14 protein-coding genes, 1 tRNA gene and 1 pseudogene are annotated in these 14900 nt (G+C 38.3%); 8 read left to right on the top strand and 8 right to left on the bottom strand.

Going from position 1 to position 14900, the window contains the following annotated elements; genetic code table 11:
* Positions 1–162: 162 nt before the first annotated feature.
* On the bottom strand, positions 163–282 hold the full coding sequence (locus EZY12_20405) for a photosystem II reaction center X protein (GenBank protein QSX67086.1): 120 nt from the start codon (positions 280–282) through the stop codon (positions 163–165).
* Between the two features lie 234 nt (positions 283–516).
* On the opposite strand from EZY12_20405, the gene EZY12_20400 reads away from it, so the two are divergent.
* Entirely contained in the window at positions 517–810 is a 294-nt protein-coding gene (locus EZY12_20400; GenBank protein ID QSX67085.1) for a YggT family protein, read from the top strand.
* A 63-nt stretch (positions 811–873) separates the two neighbouring features.
* On the opposite strand, the gene accC is transcribed toward EZY12_20400, so the two are convergent.
* Positions 874–2220 (bottom strand): acetyl-CoA carboxylase biotin carboxylase subunit, encoded by a 1347-nt coding sequence (gene accC, locus EZY12_20395; protein ID QSX67084.1) that lies wholly within the window; start codon positions 2218–2220, stop codon positions 874–876.
* Positions 2221–2505: 285 nt separating this feature from the next.
* Between accC and EZY12_20390 the strand changes: the two genes are divergently transcribed.
* Positions 2506–2588, top strand: a tRNA-Leu gene (locus EZY12_20390).
* Between the two features lie 204 nt (positions 2589–2792).
* On the top strand, positions 2793–3407 hold the full coding sequence (locus EZY12_20385; protein ID QSX67083.1) for a chorismate lyase: 615 nt from the start codon (positions 2793–2795) through the stop codon (positions 3405–3407).
* 758 nt (positions 3408–4165) lie between these two features.
* Here the strand turns inward: EZY12_20385 and EZY12_20380 are convergent.
* The 4 genes and pseudogenes from EZY12_20380 to EZY12_20365 form a co-directional block, all read right to left on the bottom strand.
* Positions 4166–4504 (bottom strand): XisI protein, encoded by a 339-nt coding sequence (locus EZY12_20380; protein QSX67082.1) that lies wholly within the window; start codon positions 4502–4504, stop codon positions 4166–4168.
* Positions 4492–4908: pseudogene (locus EZY12_20375) on the bottom strand (XisH family protein). The gene EZY12_20380 and the pseudogene EZY12_20375 overlap by 13 nt, the downstream one beginning before the upstream one ends.
* A gap of 101 nt (positions 4909–5009) precedes the next feature.
* On the bottom strand, positions 5010–5405 hold the full coding sequence (locus tag EZY12_20370) for a type II toxin-antitoxin system VapC family toxin (GenBank protein QSX67081.1): 396 nt from the start codon (positions 5403–5405) through the stop codon (positions 5010–5012).
* 8 nt (positions 5406–5413) lie between these two features.
* Entirely contained in the window at positions 5414–5761 is a 348-nt protein-coding gene (locus tag EZY12_20365; GenBank protein QSX67080.1) for a UPF0175 family protein, read from the bottom strand.
* A 1128-nt stretch (positions 5762–6889) separates the two neighbouring features.
* Here EZY12_20365 and ccsB point away from each other — a divergent pair.
* Together ccsB and EZY12_20355 are read left to right on the top strand one after the other, a co-directional pair.
* Positions 6890–7936 (top strand): c-type cytochrome biogenesis protein CcsB, encoded by a 1047-nt coding sequence (ccsB, locus tag EZY12_20360; protein QSX67079.1) that lies wholly within the window; start codon positions 6890–6892, stop codon positions 7934–7936.
* A 64-nt stretch (positions 7937–8000) separates the two neighbouring features.
* Positions 8001–8525, top strand: a complete 525-nt coding sequence (locus EZY12_20355) for a TolB family protein (GenBank protein ID QSX67078.1) — start codon at positions 8001–8003, stop codon at positions 8523–8525.
* Positions 8526–9060: 535 nt separating this feature from the next.
* Here EZY12_20355 and EZY12_20350 read toward each other — a convergent pair.
* A complete protein-coding gene (locus tag EZY12_20350) occupies positions 9061–10056 on the bottom strand; it encodes a succinate dehydrogenase/fumarate reductase iron-sulfur subunit (protein ID QSX67077.1) in 996 nt (331 codons plus the stop codon).
* A 1525-nt stretch (positions 10057–11581) separates the two neighbouring features.
* Between EZY12_20350 and EZY12_20345 the strand changes: the two genes are divergently transcribed.
* Complete coding sequence (locus EZY12_20345; GenBank protein QSX67076.1) at positions 11582–12004, top strand: AbrB family transcriptional regulator; 423 nt, start codon at positions 11582–11584, stop codon at positions 12002–12004.
* 195 nt (positions 12005–12199) lie between these two features.
* Complete coding sequence (locus EZY12_20340) at positions 12200–13057, top strand: CPBP family intramembrane metalloprotease (protein QSX67075.1); 858 nt, start codon at positions 12200–12202, stop codon at positions 13055–13057.
* A 115-nt stretch (positions 13058–13172) separates the two neighbouring features.
* Here the strand turns inward: EZY12_20340 and EZY12_20335 are convergent, their stop codons facing one another.
* A complete protein-coding gene (locus tag EZY12_20335; protein ID QSX67074.1) occupies positions 13173–13556 on the bottom strand; it encodes a hypothetical protein in 384 nt (127 codons plus the stop codon).
* A 255-nt stretch (positions 13557–13811) separates the two neighbouring features.
* Here EZY12_20335 and hslO point away from each other — a divergent pair, with 255 nt between their 5' ends.
* On the top strand, positions 13812–14717 hold the full coding sequence (gene hslO, locus EZY12_20330) for an Hsp33 family molecular chaperone HslO (GenBank protein ID QSX67073.1): 906 nt from the start codon (positions 13812–13814) through the stop codon (positions 14715–14717).
* Positions 14718–14900: the final 183 nt, after the last annotated feature.

Below are 14900 nucleotides of genomic sequence, written 5' to 3'. Positions count from 1 at the left end.
GTTTTCCTAATATCAAATCTATATTAACGAGTTACTCTTACTATCACTATTTTAAACCAGTCATAATATTGCAGAAAAAGAATGGTGGAGTCCAGAAGTGCGGGAGAAAGGAGAAGAAAATTCTTCCCCAGTCCCTAACCCCTAGCCCCCAGTCCCCAAAAATTAAAACCGTTGGATTTTATCTTTTTGGCTAATGAAAATTAGACCAATAGTAGCAGGGATAACGACAATCGCAGTTCCCCAAACCAGACTCCAAAGAAAATTTGCTAAAGAGGGTGTCATAGTTCTCAACCTTTTTTTACACAGTTTATTCCCATTTTAATCTTGGATTACTTTCTTGAAAAGTAGCGCAGGATTATCTATTTAACTGGGGATCTACTTGATTGATGATCCCAAGTCAATAACTTTGTTTTTCTATTCTCACAAGAAAATGACACCATTTCGTTAAAATTAAAGAAAGAATCCGTGACAAAGCTTAAAAGTTTTGGATTTTCTCACACATAGTAGCTAAAAAACATGACTGGTGTTAACTTGACGGCTTGGATTCTTGGTCCGGTTTTAGGAGTGATGACATTTTTATTTATTTTCCGCATCATTCTGACGTGGTATCCCCAAATCAATCTTAATCGTCTGCCTTTTAGTCTAATAGCCTGGCCGACAGAACCATTTTTAATCCCGTTGCGGAAGTTAGTCCAACCTATTGGTGGTGTAGATATCACTCCAATTATTTTGGTAGCGATTTTCAGTTTTATCCGAGAAATTTTACTAGGTCAGCAAGGGTTATTAACCATGTTATCTCGGACTAATTAAGAGTCAGAAGTCAGGAGGAAAAAACGCTAACCTAATGACTAATGACTAATGACTAATAACCAATTACTGCGTCTTCATGTCCTGGACAAAGCTGGTGTAAATATTACCCGCTAAAAATTGTGAGTTTTCCATAATTTTTTGATGAAAGGGAATGGTTGTAGGAACTCCAGTAATGGCACATTCTCGCAATGCCCGTTTCATCCGGGTAATAGCGGTAGCTCTGTCTGGACCCCAAACAATTAATTTACCAATGAGGGAGTCGTAATAAGGGGGGATTTGGTAATCTGTGTATACGTGGGAATCAATCCGCACGCCTGGTCCTCCTGGTGGAAGATAACCGCTAATTCTGCCAGGGGCTGGGCGAAAATCATGATCTGGATCTTCGGCGTTAATCCGACATTCAATGGAATGTCCTCTGAGAACCACTTCCTTTTGTGTCAGTTTTAGTCTTTCACCTTGAGCAATGCGAATTTGTTCAACTACTAAGTCTATACCAGTAATCATCTCTGTAACTGGATGTTCAACTTGTATCCGGGTGTTCATTTCCATGAAATAGAATTTACCGAATTTATCCAGAAGAAACTCAATAGTTCCTGCACCGGTGTAGTTGATAAACTGGGCGGCTTTGACAGCAGCTTTCCCCATTTTTTGCCGTAAGTCTGGATCAAGAGCAGGACTAGGAGCTTCTTCTAGGAGTTTTTGGTTACGACGCTGAATTGAACAATCTCTTTCCCCTAAATGGATAACGTTACCGTAGTTATCCGCTAAAATCTGAAATTCAATGTGACGGGGACGTTCAATAAATTTTTCTATATAAACGCCTGCGTTGCCAAAAGCTGCTCCTGCTTCCCCTTGGGCAGCAAGGAATAATCTAATAAATTCGTCTGCCGAGCGCACAAGCCGCATTCCTCTACCACCACCACCGGCGGTAGCTTTAATCATTACAGGATAACCAATTTTTTGAGCGACGACTAATCCTTCTTCTGGTGATTCTACTAACCCTTCACTACCGGGAACTGTGGGTACACCAGCCTTTTGCATTGTTTCTTTAGCGGTGGACTTATCCCCCATCAGTCTGATAGATTCGGGACTAGGACCAATAAAAGCAATGTGATGATCTGCACAAATTTCTGCAAATCTGGCATTTTCTGATAAAAAACCATACCCAGGATGGATGGCACTGGTATGAGTCGTCAATGCAGCAGCAATAATATTGGGAATATTCAAATAACTTTTACTGCTGGCAGGTTCACCAATGCAAACGGCTTCATCGGCAAGTTGGACGTGGAGAGCGTTTCTGTCAACAGTGGAGTGAACGGCTACTGTAGCAATTCCCATTTCTTCACAGGCTCGGAGAATGCGAAGGGCTATTTCTCCTCGATTGGCAATTAATATTTTGTCAAATTTCATTTTCTAGTTGCGATATCAGTACCAGTAGATTGATATTTTCTCCCATCCTGTTGACATAAAGCTGTTGCATTACTGTAAATCGTGACAGGAGATCCCCAAACATAATTCTTAGCAGACTATTAGATTATCTGGCATCTTTGCTAGACCTTTTAATATCACCTGTGCTGTAACTATATTTCTGTCAGTCTCATACCTATTCAAAAAATATTTGGGAAATATTTGGAAAATATTGTTTTTGATCAATTCTTTTATGCTATGATATAATCTGTATTGAAACCAAACCGTGCGGATGTGGCGGAATTGGTATACGCGCACGCTTGAGGTGCGTGTGGGCATAGCCCTTGCGAGTTCGAGTCTCGCCATCCGCATTTTGTTAGATGTAATTTACCCGCTGCTATGTCAAAAAAAATGATTATAGCAGCGGGTTTACATTTTTTAGGGAACAGGGAACAGGCAACAGAGAAGAAAAGATGGCAAGAATTTTCCCAATAACCAATGATTTGCCAGCGTCCCATGATGATGCTGGTTTTTGTGCTATTGATAGAAATATATATAAATTTTTGTAAAGAACATTGACTACTACTTTTAATCTCACAAGTGACTTAATCCTACCCAGCACTTGGCATTGTCTAACTCCCATTTGGCAAGGTGGGGAGGAAGCTATTAAACGCGGTTTACCTCACACTCAGTTAGCACCAACTTGGCAATTATTGCTTTTGGGTGATGGTTCTCCGACTCGACACGTCCAACTATTGACGGGTGAACCAACGGAGGTGGATGTAATTGATATGTCAGCAATTGGCATGAATACCGATAATGCACCAACTATGATGCAGATGCTACCAGGTCCAAGAGTGCGCCGACAGGTGTGGGTGCGAACTGCTTCTGGTCAGCGGTTATATTATGCTGCTTCTTGGTGGGAAGCAAGTCATGTAGATGAATATTTACAAAACAAGTCTTTACCAATTTGGGCAAGTTTAGCACGGTTACGGACTGAGTTGTATAGAGATGTCCAAGGTATTTATTATGGTCACTCAGAGGCGTTAGAGTCGGGTTTTCAAGAAAAAGGACCTTTTTGGGGTCGCCATTATTTGTTTTGGCATCATGGACAACCGCTAACTTTGATTTATGAGGTTTTTTCGCCTTTTTTATCTAAATATTTGGGTGCGATGAATTATGAAGGTTAATCTTCCCCATGACTAATCCCCAAAACCAGTTAGGATCAAGGTTGCATCTACAGCAGTTGCGGAAATTAATAGACTTTTAATGTCAAATTTGTGTCATAATCAATCCCAAATGGGGAGAAAATGACTTTTTGAATAAAGGGTAAATCTTATGATAGGCACGATTATAGACAAGTAGTAATTTGCATATTTTTATCTTTTTTCCAAAATCAGGATTTATTTAATTATACATGATATTTTTTGTCTGAATCAGGATGTCCAGGATTTGAGGATTTTTAGGATGAAATTAACATTCTTTTCGTGTATCCGTGTATGTTAATTGTCTGAATCAGGATGTCCAGGATTTGAGGATTTTCAGAATGAAAATAATATTCTCTTTGTGTATCCCTGTATGTTAATTGTCTGAATCAGGATGTCCAGGATTTGAGGATTTTCAGGATGAAAATAATATTCTCTTCGTGTATCCCTGTATGTTAATTGTCTGAATCAGGATGTCCAGGATTTGAGGATTTTCAGGATGAAAATAATATTCTCTTCGTGTATCCCTGTATGTTAATTGTCTGAATCAGGATGTCCAGGATTTGAGGATTTTCAGGATGAAAATAATATTCTCTTCGTGTATCCCTGTATGTTAATTGTCTGAATCAGGATGTCCAGGATTTGAGGATTTTCAGGATGTTATTTTTTGTTTTATATATGGGATTTTGAGAATGTTTATTGTGTTTGAATCCTGATTCAGACAGTAAATATGATAATCTTCGCTAAACTCCTATAGCATATTCTGTATGTTTTCTGACATTAACAGGATGAAAAGCTAAAACTATTTGATTTTTGGGAATACCAGCATTGACAAGTTCGTTTGTAATACCATCTTCTGTACCATCTCTTTGAATCCAGACTTGATTATTGATAATATCAATATGAATTAAACAGCCATGTACTCTCTGTTTGTTTTCCCAACCAATTGTTAGTAATAAGTAACTATTTTCAGATTTATCAATAATTAGTTCTCTTTCTAATTCTCCATAGGCATAAGGTAGTACGGCATATTCTTTTAATATTTTTTCAATGATTTGGCGATAATTAGTTAAGGTATCCATTTGAGAATTATCTCCTGTTCAGAATCAAAGACAAGTAAACAAAGACGTTGATTTTCTAATAATATCTTACCAACTGGTTCTTGAAACAATTCTGAATATGTTTCTTGCCGAATAGCAAGATATAAACGACGGTTGGGTTCTAATTATTGAAGAATATCATGGTATAAAATATACTGTCCTAAAGCCTTTTCTAAATCAGAAATTGGGGAGTTACTGACAAAACTTTTAACTTCCACTGCTATTTTTTGTCCAGTTTTCTCTGCGGCTATGAGTTTTTCTGCACCTAAATCAATATATAAATCCCTTGTACCCCATTTTAGCACAAGTGGATCTTTGGTAATTTGCCAATTTTCTTTTTCTAGGGCATTTCTAACTTGATTATGATAAATATCTTTTGCTGGCATAATTTGTTTGAATTAGGATTTTTATGGTCTAATTGTTGTCAGAATCAGGATATCCAGGATTTGAGGATTTTCAGGATTTATGATCATAAATGTCATTAAGATTAAGTAAAAGGGTTAAAAAGAGGGATACCACAACTATCAAAATCACGAATATTGCGCGTTACTAAAGTTAATTGATGTATCTGGGCTGTAGCAGCAATCATCATATCTGCTTGGGTAACTGTTTTACCGCTTAATCTTTGTTGACCCCGTATTTTACCGCAAAGTTGAGCGATTTCAGCCGTGATAGGTAAAATTTGGCAATCATTTTTAATAAAATTATCAAACCAATTTTGAATTTTTAGGTTAGGTTTTGATGTTAATCCATAATGTATTTCTTCCAGAGTAATTACACTAATATTTATGGAAGATAAATTTTTTACCCATATTAAAACACCAGGATTCGGCTGAGGTCGCACTAATTCGCTAATGATGTTCGTATCACATAAAAAAGTCATTGCGGATATTAAAAAAAGAAGTTGGGACGGTCTTGACGAGAGGGAATTTCTAAAGAATAATCTTCTTCAATACAGATTTGCTGAAGTTCGTTAAAAGCATCAGCTAAAGTTTTTGTTTGTTTATCTTGTACTAAATTTTCTTGAGGATAATCTAGAGAAATTTGAGATTGTTTTAAAAAATGTTCAGTTTCTTGAAGTGAGGCAAATTTTAGTAATTGTTGAATTTGCACAGAAGTCATGATTCTATTTTTATAAGCTTCTACTGCTAAAGCTTCTAAGAGTTTTTGTGGTACGTCTTGCCAGTTTTGTTGTAGTTGGTAGCCAATATCTTCAGGAATTTCGATAGTAATTTGCATATTTTTATCTTTTTTCCAAAATCAGGATTTATTTAATTATACATGATATTTTTTGTCAGAATCAGGATTTCCAGGATTTGAGGATTTTCAGGATGGTAATTTGGATGTTGTTGGTGAGGATTGTCTGAATCAGGATTTCCAGGATTTGAGGATTTTCAGGATGGTAATTTGGATGTTGTTGGTGAGGATTGTCTGAATCAGGATTTCCAGGATTTGAGGATTTTCAGGATGGTAATTTGGATGTTGTTGGTGAGGATTGTCTGAATCAGGATTTCCAGGATTTGAGGATTTTCAGGATGGTAATTTGGATGTTGTTGGTGAGGATTGTCTGAATCAGGATTTCCAGGATTTGAGGATTTTCAGGATGGTAATTTGGATGTTGTTGGTGAGGATTGTCTGAATCAGGATTTCCAGGATTTGAGGATTTTCAGGATGGTAATTTGGATGTTGTTTGTGAATATTTTAATACTGTAAATTACAGTTACACTAATAGTCTATTAAGAACAGCAGATTGGTTCTTATTCTAAAATCTCTATTTTTCATGGATAATAAAAAAATAACATCCTGTACATCCTTTAATCCTGGGTATCCTGATTCTGACAAAAATACTATTGTTGTAACTCTCTAATTCTATTCAAAGCATCCTGATAATCTTCATTTTTACTCTGTTGTTGATATATTTTTGCTGCTTGTTGAAAGTCAGAGATGGCTTGAAATTTATCTCCTAAATTTGAATTGGCAAGTCCCCGGTCGTAGTAGGCTTGCGCGAGAAGCTAAAGTGACAGTTCCTGTCAACCCTATCCACCCTTGACTAAATAACCTTTGTTTCATAACTTTAGGTAATTTTTGTGATATTAATTTGATACTGTTTTTATAATAAATTATATGTAAATATGGACAAGTTTGGGCAACTCACGGACTAATTTATATTCAAAACCTCTTAATCGTGTGATTCCATAGTAGGGGTAAAGCATGAGCTAAACCCCTACACATCTCGGTTTTTAACTAAATATTTGGGTGCTATGAATTATGAAGGATAACTAATACCCAATCTCCAATTACCAAAACCAGCTAGGATCAAGGTAATCGAAATTGATATGTTCAAGCGTCCACTGGAGAGAAGTGTTTATGAATCTGGTTGTACTCCAGAACTGGCTAGATAATGCCTCTTTTGCTGTCTTATTCTGTACGATGTTGGTGTATTGGGTGGGGGCAGCTTTTCCGAGTTTATCGGTGACTGCGGCTTTGGGAACAGCCGGAATGGCGATCGCTAATTTGTGTATGGCGACTTTATTAGGGGCAAGATGGATAGAAGCTGGCTATTTTCCTCTGAGTAATCTTTATGAGTCTTTATTTTTCCTCGCTTGGGGAATTACTGCTGTACATTTAATTGCTGAAAATAGTAGTCGTAGTCGCTTGGTGGGAGTTGTCACTGCACCTGTAGCCATGGGAATTGCGGCTTTTGCGACTCTGACTTTACCATCAAATATGCAGGTGTCAGAGCCTTTAGTTCCTGCTTTAAAGTCAAATTGGCTGATGATGCACGTCAGTGTAATGATGTTGAGTTATTCGGCTTTAATGGTAGGTGCATTGTTAGCGATCGCTTTTTTAATTGTGACTCGCGGCCAAAATATCCAATTACAAGGAAGTTCTTTTGGTAATGGTGGTTATCGGAGTAATGGTTACAAATTACTTAAAGCAGGTGAGTTAGTTACATCTTTACCTGCTGTAGAAACTAATAGCTTTTCTCGGTTGGAAAGTAATAATAACGGGAATGTAACTGCGGTTTTAGATTTAGTCACTGTGACTGAAACCCAATCTGTAGCAGTCACTGAAACCCTTTCTCCTCAACGTCTTAACTTAGCTGAAACCCTCGATAATATTAGTTATCGCATTATTGGCTTGGGATTTCCCCTCCTGACAATTGGGATTATTGCTGGTGGAGTTTGGGCTAATGAAGCATGGGGTACTTACTGGAGTTGGGACCCTAAGGAAACTTGGGCGTTAATTACTTGGTTAGTATTCGCTGCGTATTTACATTCGAGAATAACTCGTGGTTGGCAAGGACGAAAACCGGCAATTTTAGCCGCGATTGGTTTTGTGATGGTTTGGATTTGTTATTTAGGTGTGAATCTTTTGGGTAAGGGTTTACATTCTTACGGCTGGTTTTTGTAAGTACATCACTTTTCCCCCTTTTCTTTTCAGAGGGGGGGAATTAAAAATTAGAATCTTCATCTAAATGAATTGTAAATTATCAATTATTTTAATTTTATGCTCAACTTTATTAACTGGGTGTTTTGGCTACCCGCGTTTACTCAGTTACCCATTTGATTCGGGGGGAAGGAGTCTTAATAGTTTTTCGTCGGAATTAAATCCGCAAATTTCTGGAAGATATATTGTCTTTACGAGCGATCGCCGGGGCAGTCAAGATGTATATATGTTTGATACAGTGACTCGTGATTTAGTATATTTGCCTGATTTAAATTCCTTTGATACAATTGCTTCTCATCCTGCGGCTTCTGCCGATGGTAAATTTATTGTTTTTGCTGCTAGTCGTCAAGGGCGAACACAGATTGTTTTTTATGATAGAGATGTGCGCCAATCACGGAATTTAGCTGGTGATATACAAGGAGAAGTCCGCAATCCCACAATTAGCGCTGATGGTAATAGAATTGCCTTTGAGTATAGTAATAATGGACAATGGGATATTTTGGTTTATGACCGTTTTGGTAGAAAATTGAATATTCGTCAAGATCCCAGTTAATCGAGGAGTCAGTAGGGGCGCAGGGCCTGCGCCCATTATGCCCATTACGCCCATAATTCACAAATTCAAAATCAATTAGAGACTTCCAAATAAAAAAATACCCCAAAATTTCTTGTGGTGCAGGCATAAAAAGCCTGCTAATAATATTAGGAGGGAACCAGATGCCCATCCCACAAGATTGGATAGCGAAGTGCTGCTGCAAGCAGTTCATCTTTTTTATGGAGTTCTCTTAATCAATGTTTTGTACAGATTCAATGAGCGATCGCACTTCCTGAGTCCCTTGAGATGGTTCAAAGGAAAGAGGAAAAAGGAATTAAGTAGGGGCGCAGGGCCTGCGCCCATTATGCCCATTACGCCCATAATTCACAAATTCACAATCAATTAGAGACTTCCAAATAAAAAAATACCCCAAAATTTCTTGTGGTGCAGGCATAAAAAGCCTGCTAATAATATTAGGAGGGAACCAGATGCCCATCCCACAAGATTGGATAGCGAAGCGCTGCTGCAAGCAGTTCATCTTTTTTATGGAGTTCTCTTAATCAATGTTTTGTACAGATTCAATGAGCGATCGCACTTCCTGAGTCCCTTGAGATGGTTCAAAGGAAAGAGGAAATTTACCTCTGACTAGCATTCGTAAACCCAAAGGTGCAAGACTGAGTAATCCTTGAAGATCGCGGAAATAATTACCAACTACCTGAATCCCAAATTGACGTTCATCAATCCAACCACCTTGTTTTACTAAATCTACTAAAACTTTGCGGTGACGAATTGCCCGACTATCACTAGCTTGCTTGCGCTCTAGAATGTCCTGTTTAATTTTGGTAATTTGCTCTAATGGGGCAACTTCCATGGGACAAACAGAATCACAATAAAGACAACGAGTACAACCCCAAACCCCTTGAGTTCCTTCGCTATAGTTTTCTAATCGTTGTTCTGTATTGCTATCGCGGGAATCTGCCACCATCCGATATGCTTTAGCTAAGGCATGGGGACCAACAAAGTCAGGATTAACTTCTATGGCATTACATTCAGAATAACAAGCCCCACACATAATACAATTGCCAGTCTGATCAAGGAGCGATCGCTCTTGTGGCGTTTGTAAAAACTCTCTTTCGGGAACTTGTCTACTGGCTGTACTTACATAAGGAGCAACCTTCTCCAAATTATTCCAAAAACCATTCATATCCACAACCAAATCTTTAATTACAGGCATATTCCCCAAAGGTGCAACTGTAATTTCTGGAGTAGTTGGAGACTGATTTGCAGATAATGAGATTTTTTCTAATCTGGCCAGTTCACTCCCGACATTTTCCTTACAAGCCAAAGCAGAACGCCCATTAATCCTCACAGCACAGCTACCACAAATTGTATTGCGGCAATTTTTGCGAAATGCTAAAGTTCCATCTTGTTCCCACTTAATCTGATTGAGACAATCCAGGATAGTATTACCTGGTTCTACCTCCAAAAGATAAGATTTGAAAACAGGGTGAGAATTTTCTTGTTGTCGAGTAATCTTAAAAATAACTTCCATGATTATCAATCCAAATCTTGGGTTTAAATCTTCTCTATTGCCTTACCCACTTCAAAAATCATGAAGCTAGGGAAAAATGAAGTCTGATAGTACAGCGTAGCGTAAAGTATAAAGATAGGTTTTCTTTAAGGCTTGAGTTGGCCGCAGCTTTTGTGCTTTTACTCTTAACCCTTTAATACTTAATACTTATTTTGTCAAGCCCTAGTAACGCAGTCTGGAAGTCAAAAGTCTGATGAAATAGGCTTTTCCTCTATTTTAAATGGTTGCTTCATTTACACCGCGACGGACTAGTACAGTCCGGCGTAAGTTAATGAACCATTCCAAATCTGTGAAAAGCTTATGCTGTATTCATTCTAAATTCTACATTCCGTCCTGCTGTACTAGTACAGCACGGCGTAAATAAAACAACCATTCTCAATCGCCAAAAAGCTTATGCCATATTATTTTTGACTTTTGACTTTTGACTTTTGACTTTCGCCTTGCGGTACTAGTTATAAAAATTCTACATCTTTAAATATATAGAAGTGTTAAAGCAAGTGAATATCTTTCCTCATCGCTATCCAATACCCAATAGATGTGGTAAATTTATTCTTCCCCCAGACAGACGTAGATAATTTGATTAGAGCTTTAAATCTGATGGTGATTAACAACGGGGATTTTTTACCCGGCTTTTTGTAGCTAGTCATTGATAGCTTGCGTGACGAAGCCGTAGAAACTCCCTTGATTTAACTCACTCACTCAAACAAAGCTAGTCTGAATAAGATTAACTTTTATAAAAGTTATGACATTATCCTTATGACAGTAAGAAGCTCTAGGAAAATCTCTACTGCTTTTTACCTCCTCAATTCCAGGGAGTTAGATCAAAATTTAGCTCAAATATAAATTTTAAATTCAAAAAATATTTTGCTATTATTATTTCATGCTACTATTTAATAGAATAATTACGAACTAACAAAATTAGGAACGATAGCCGTATAAGCACAGCTAATACTTCTTTTGTTTCTTCGTAATGTAGAGACTAGAAAATTCATGTCTCTATAGGCAGAATAAAAGGGTGTATGTCCGTCAGACCACATACAAATCATAATGCTGTCTTTAGCCCTATAATTGAAAGGCAAGAGAGAGCAGCACTGAATGTGAAAAACCTGTAATTTATTGGCTCTACGACTTTTTTGGAGTAGAACTAACCTGATTTGTAAAGGTGGCTTGAAGTTACACCGCACTCAGTAGCCCAAAGAGAAAATAATTTAATTTCTGATGGCCAATGATGGTTAAAATCGCCGTAAAATTACTGAAATTAATGTCTGTGGCAACTATGACTTATAGAACCCATTTGGGATAACTATAATGGAGTCTTTTGTTGCTGCCATATCAGCGGGAATTCACCCATCACCCTCACCTCTGTCACTATCTGGAGTCTAGTTCTTCGCTAAGAAGCTGAAGACTAAACAAGAGAGAAAATTTTTAAATGGCTAACGCCACGCTACCCTATCAGTTTGAAGAGATTAAGGAAAATTAGAGCATAATGACTGAAACTGCAACTGCCCCATTAACAGGAAAAACACTGCTTGCGAAAGTAAAAGAACTTTCGACTTTACCACGTCGGGAAAGAGCAAAGCAGTGTGGTTACTACACCGTTACTAAAAATAGCCAAGTTCGGGTTAATTTAACAGACTTTTATGATGCTTTATTGTCAGCTAGAGGCATTCCCCTCAGCCCAGAAGCACCAAAAGATGGACGCGGCCGCGAACCGACATACCGGGTCAGTGTTCATCAAAATGGTCAAATTGTGATTGGTGCAACTTACACCAAAGCCATGAACTTAAAGCGTGGTGATGAATTTGAAATTAGACTAGGTTACAAACATATTCACCTAATTCAACTTGGTGAAAGTGATAAACAATTAATCCAGTCTGATGATGCTGATGAATCAGACGCAGAAGCATAAATTTTTCACTTATCAGGGATAAGTTTCAGGTAAATACTGATGAATTTATCCCTAAAGTTACCGCTAATTAGTAGCCGTAGTTAAATAATTTAGTGGTATAAGACATAAAAAACTATTTGGCCTCTTCCATGAGTCACAAATTCTAGTAGAGTCTTGATTATTAATCAAGAAATCTATTGTTGCGGGAAGTTAGTCATGTTTTTTATGTCTATTCCACTGTCATTTTTAGAGTCATCGGCCAATACTTTACTGGAGTTTCTTAAAGATACACCAGTAGTTTTAGTGATGGCTTTTTTTGTTGTTTGGGTAGGTTGTTGGTTGCCAATAGTCGCAATTTTAGCCATTACCTTGAAGTGGCAAATACATAAATCTTTACAACCAGAGCAAAAAATTCCTTTATTGGTATCTCTCTATTTATTAGTCCCGCTAATTCTCTGGGGATTCCAATGGTTAAGATTGGGTTCTTTCCCTGATTATGGATTAGTAGGGAAAGTTTCTATTTTCGGTTCTTTATTCCTGGGTTTTGGCTTGGGTATTTTTAGTCTAGCTATGGTATTTTTCGGGCAAATATGCGCCGGTTGGTGCTATTTAGAAGCATCTCATATCAAATTAATACCATCTAGTTTATTAACAATTTCCTTAGTAGCTTTATTCGTGGGGGGAATAGAAGAACTGGTATTTCGGGGATTTTTATTGACTAAGTTAGAACAAAATTATTCAATTTGGTTAGCTGCAATTATTTCTAGCTCGATTTTTGCTGTCTTACATTTGGTATGGGAACGAAAAGAAACTCTTCCTCAACTTCCTGGACTATGGTTAATGGGCATGGTATTAGTATTAGCCAGATTAGCTGATGGGAATAATTTAGGGATAGCTTGGGGACTTCATGCTGGTTGGGTATGGGCGATCGCTACTATAGATACAGCAGGATTAATTACTTACACAGATAAAGTATCTGCATGGATAACAGGTATAAATAAAAAACCCCTCGCGGGGTTAACTGGCATTGTTTGCATTTTGGCAACTGGAGGAGTGCTTTTACTGATTAAATAATCTTTATCTCACGCCATAGTTCGACACTATAGCTAACGCCACACTGCGCTATCAACAAGCTCAGTGCATCGCTTCGCTCACCATAAAAGGCGCAGAAATGCAAAGAAGAGGAAAGTTACTTAATGGTAGTTAAAAACTGGCGTAAGCTTACCAGAGTTAGGGTTTGACCTAAATTTAGGGGTAACATGGATATTCCTTCTAAGCGAGATTGTACCCAACCTTCGCCCCAGTACCATTCGTGAAAGCCATCAATACCTCCACTGAGTAGTAAGCGCAGACAATTAGGTTTGACAACTTCTACTCGATGATGAATGGACACGGGCCCGGTCCAAGTTGTGAACTCAAATCCTGGTGGTAATTCTGTGGGCATTTCTGGAGGGAAACTTTGACCCAATAGCCATTTTTTTAGCTGTGCAGGATGAAGAATACTGTCATGAATAGCATCGGCTGATGCTGCAATTTCGATGCGGATTTGGCTTTGTTGAAATTTGCCTAGCATGGTAATTGGTTATTAGTAATTGGTAATTGGTGATTGGTAATTGGTGATTGGTCATTGGTAATTGGTCATTGGTCATTGGTCATTGGTCATTGGTCATTGGTGATTAAGTTAGCGTTTTCTATCTTTAACTCCTTCCTCCTCCTTCCTCCTTCCTCCTCCTGACTCGGTGACTCGGTGACTCGGTGATTCGGTGACTCCTGACACGAAACAACCTAAAATGTAAAAGTCATCTTGTAAAGAATTGTAAGGTTTTTCATGGCAGATCAATTAATTCGGGCAACAGCGGCTGATGGTGGAATTAAAGCTGTAGGTGTGATTACAACTCGGTTAACGGAAGAAGCTCGACAACGCCATAAACTATCCTATGTGGCCACAGCAGCATTGGGAAGAAGTATGGCTGCTGGTTTATTGATGGCTTCCAGTATGAAACGGGTAGGCTCTAGGGTGAATGTTCGCGTTAAGGGAGATGGTCTTTTAGGTGGTATATTAGCAGATGCTGGCTTAGATGGTACGGTTAGGGGCTATGTCGGTAATCCATCTGTGGAATTGCCACCCAATGATCAGGGTAAACTAGATGTTGGGGGAGCAGTGGGTGAAGGTTTTCTTTATGTAGTCCGCGATATTGGCCATGGCTACCCTTACTCTAGTACAGTGGAACTCGTTTCTGGGGAAATAGGTGACGATGTTGCTCACTACTTAGCAAGTTCTGAACAGACTCCTTCAGCTTTAGTTTTGGGTGTATTTGTGGGAGAACAGGGCGTAACAGCAGCCGGTGGCATACTGATACAAGTGTTACCCAAGGCGGCTAGGGATGAAGAGCTAGTGGCTACATTAGAATCACGGGTTTCGGCTTTATCCGGGTTTACTCCATTACTCCAAGCAGGTAAAACACTGACAGAAATTTTTAATGATTTGTTAGGAGATATGGGATTGAACATATTTCCTGAAAGTCAGATGTTACGCTTTCATTGTGGCTGCTCTTTTGATCGGGTGCTAGGGGCGCTGAAAATATTGGGAGAAGCTGAACTGCAAGACATGATTATAAAAGATGATGGTGCAGAAGCAACTTGTGAGTTTTGCGGTAATATTTATCAAGCAAGTAGTGAGGATTTAACCCAGTTAATTGCCGATTTGCAAAAAGAATCTGCAATTTCTGGTTAATGTAACTAGTCACACTCAAACCAAACAACAGTAATGTTATTGATAGGAGTGATGAATGCCAATGATAGGTTTTTTTAGATGGGAAAGTTAGGATAGCAAACATACAGCAGAAGTCACCGAATCAGAAATAAAGCTGGCTTGGTGTCTGGCTTTGAATTCAGATTCTGTACTTTATTGATCTGC

It is taken from the genome of Dolichospermum sp. DET69, from assembly GCA_017355425.1.
Taxonomy (GTDB): Bacteria; Cyanobacteriota; Cyanobacteriia; order Cyanobacteriales; family Nostocaceae; genus Dolichospermum.
This window is presented reverse-complemented; position numbering and strand designations above follow the sequence as displayed.

Coding starts and splice junctions, on each gene's coding strand:
- EZY12_20400 (QSX67085.1), top strand. CDS start 517: ATGACTGGTGTTAACTTGACGGCTTGGATTCTTGGTCCGGTTTTAGGA.
- EZY12_20365 (QSX67080.1), bottom strand. CDS start 5,761: ATGCAAATTACTATCGAAATTCCTGAAGATATTGGCTACCAACTACAA.
- EZY12_20405 (QSX67086.1), bottom strand. CDS start 282: ATGACACCCTCTTTAGCAAATTTTCTTTGGAGTCTGGTTTGGGGAACT.
- EZY12_20335 (QSX67074.1), bottom strand. CDS start 13,556: ATGCTAGGCAAATTTCAACAAAGCCAAATCCGCATCGAAATTGCAGCA.
- EZY12_20370 (QSX67081.1), bottom strand. CDS start 5,405: ATGACTTTTTTATGTGATACGAACATCATTAGCGAATTAGTGCGACCT.
- accC (QSX67084.1), bottom strand. CDS start 2,220: ATGAAATTTGACAAAATATTAATTGCCAATCGAGGAGAAATAGCCCTT.
- EZY12_20355 (QSX67078.1), top strand. CDS start 8,001: ATGAATTGTAAATTATCAATTATTTTAATTTTATGCTCAACTTTATTA.
- hslO (QSX67073.1), top strand. CDS start 13,812: ATGGCAGATCAATTAATTCGGGCAACAGCGGCTGATGGTGGAATTAAA.
- EZY12_20345 (QSX67076.1), top strand. CDS start 11,582: ATGACTGAAACTGCAACTGCCCCATTAACAGGAAAAACACTGCTTGCG.
- EZY12_20380 (QSX67082.1), bottom strand. CDS start 4,504: ATGGATACCTTAACTAATTATCGCCAAATCATTGAAAAAATATTAAAA.
- EZY12_20350 (QSX67077.1), bottom strand. CDS start 10,056: ATGGAAGTTATTTTTAAGATTACTCGACAACAAGAAAATTCTCACCCT.
- ccsB (QSX67079.1), top strand. CDS start 6,890: ATGAATCTGGTTGTACTCCAGAACTGGCTAGATAATGCCTCTTTTGCT.
- EZY12_20340 (QSX67075.1), top strand. CDS start 12,200: ATGTTTTTTATGTCTATTCCACTGTCATTTTTAGAGTCATCGGCCAAT.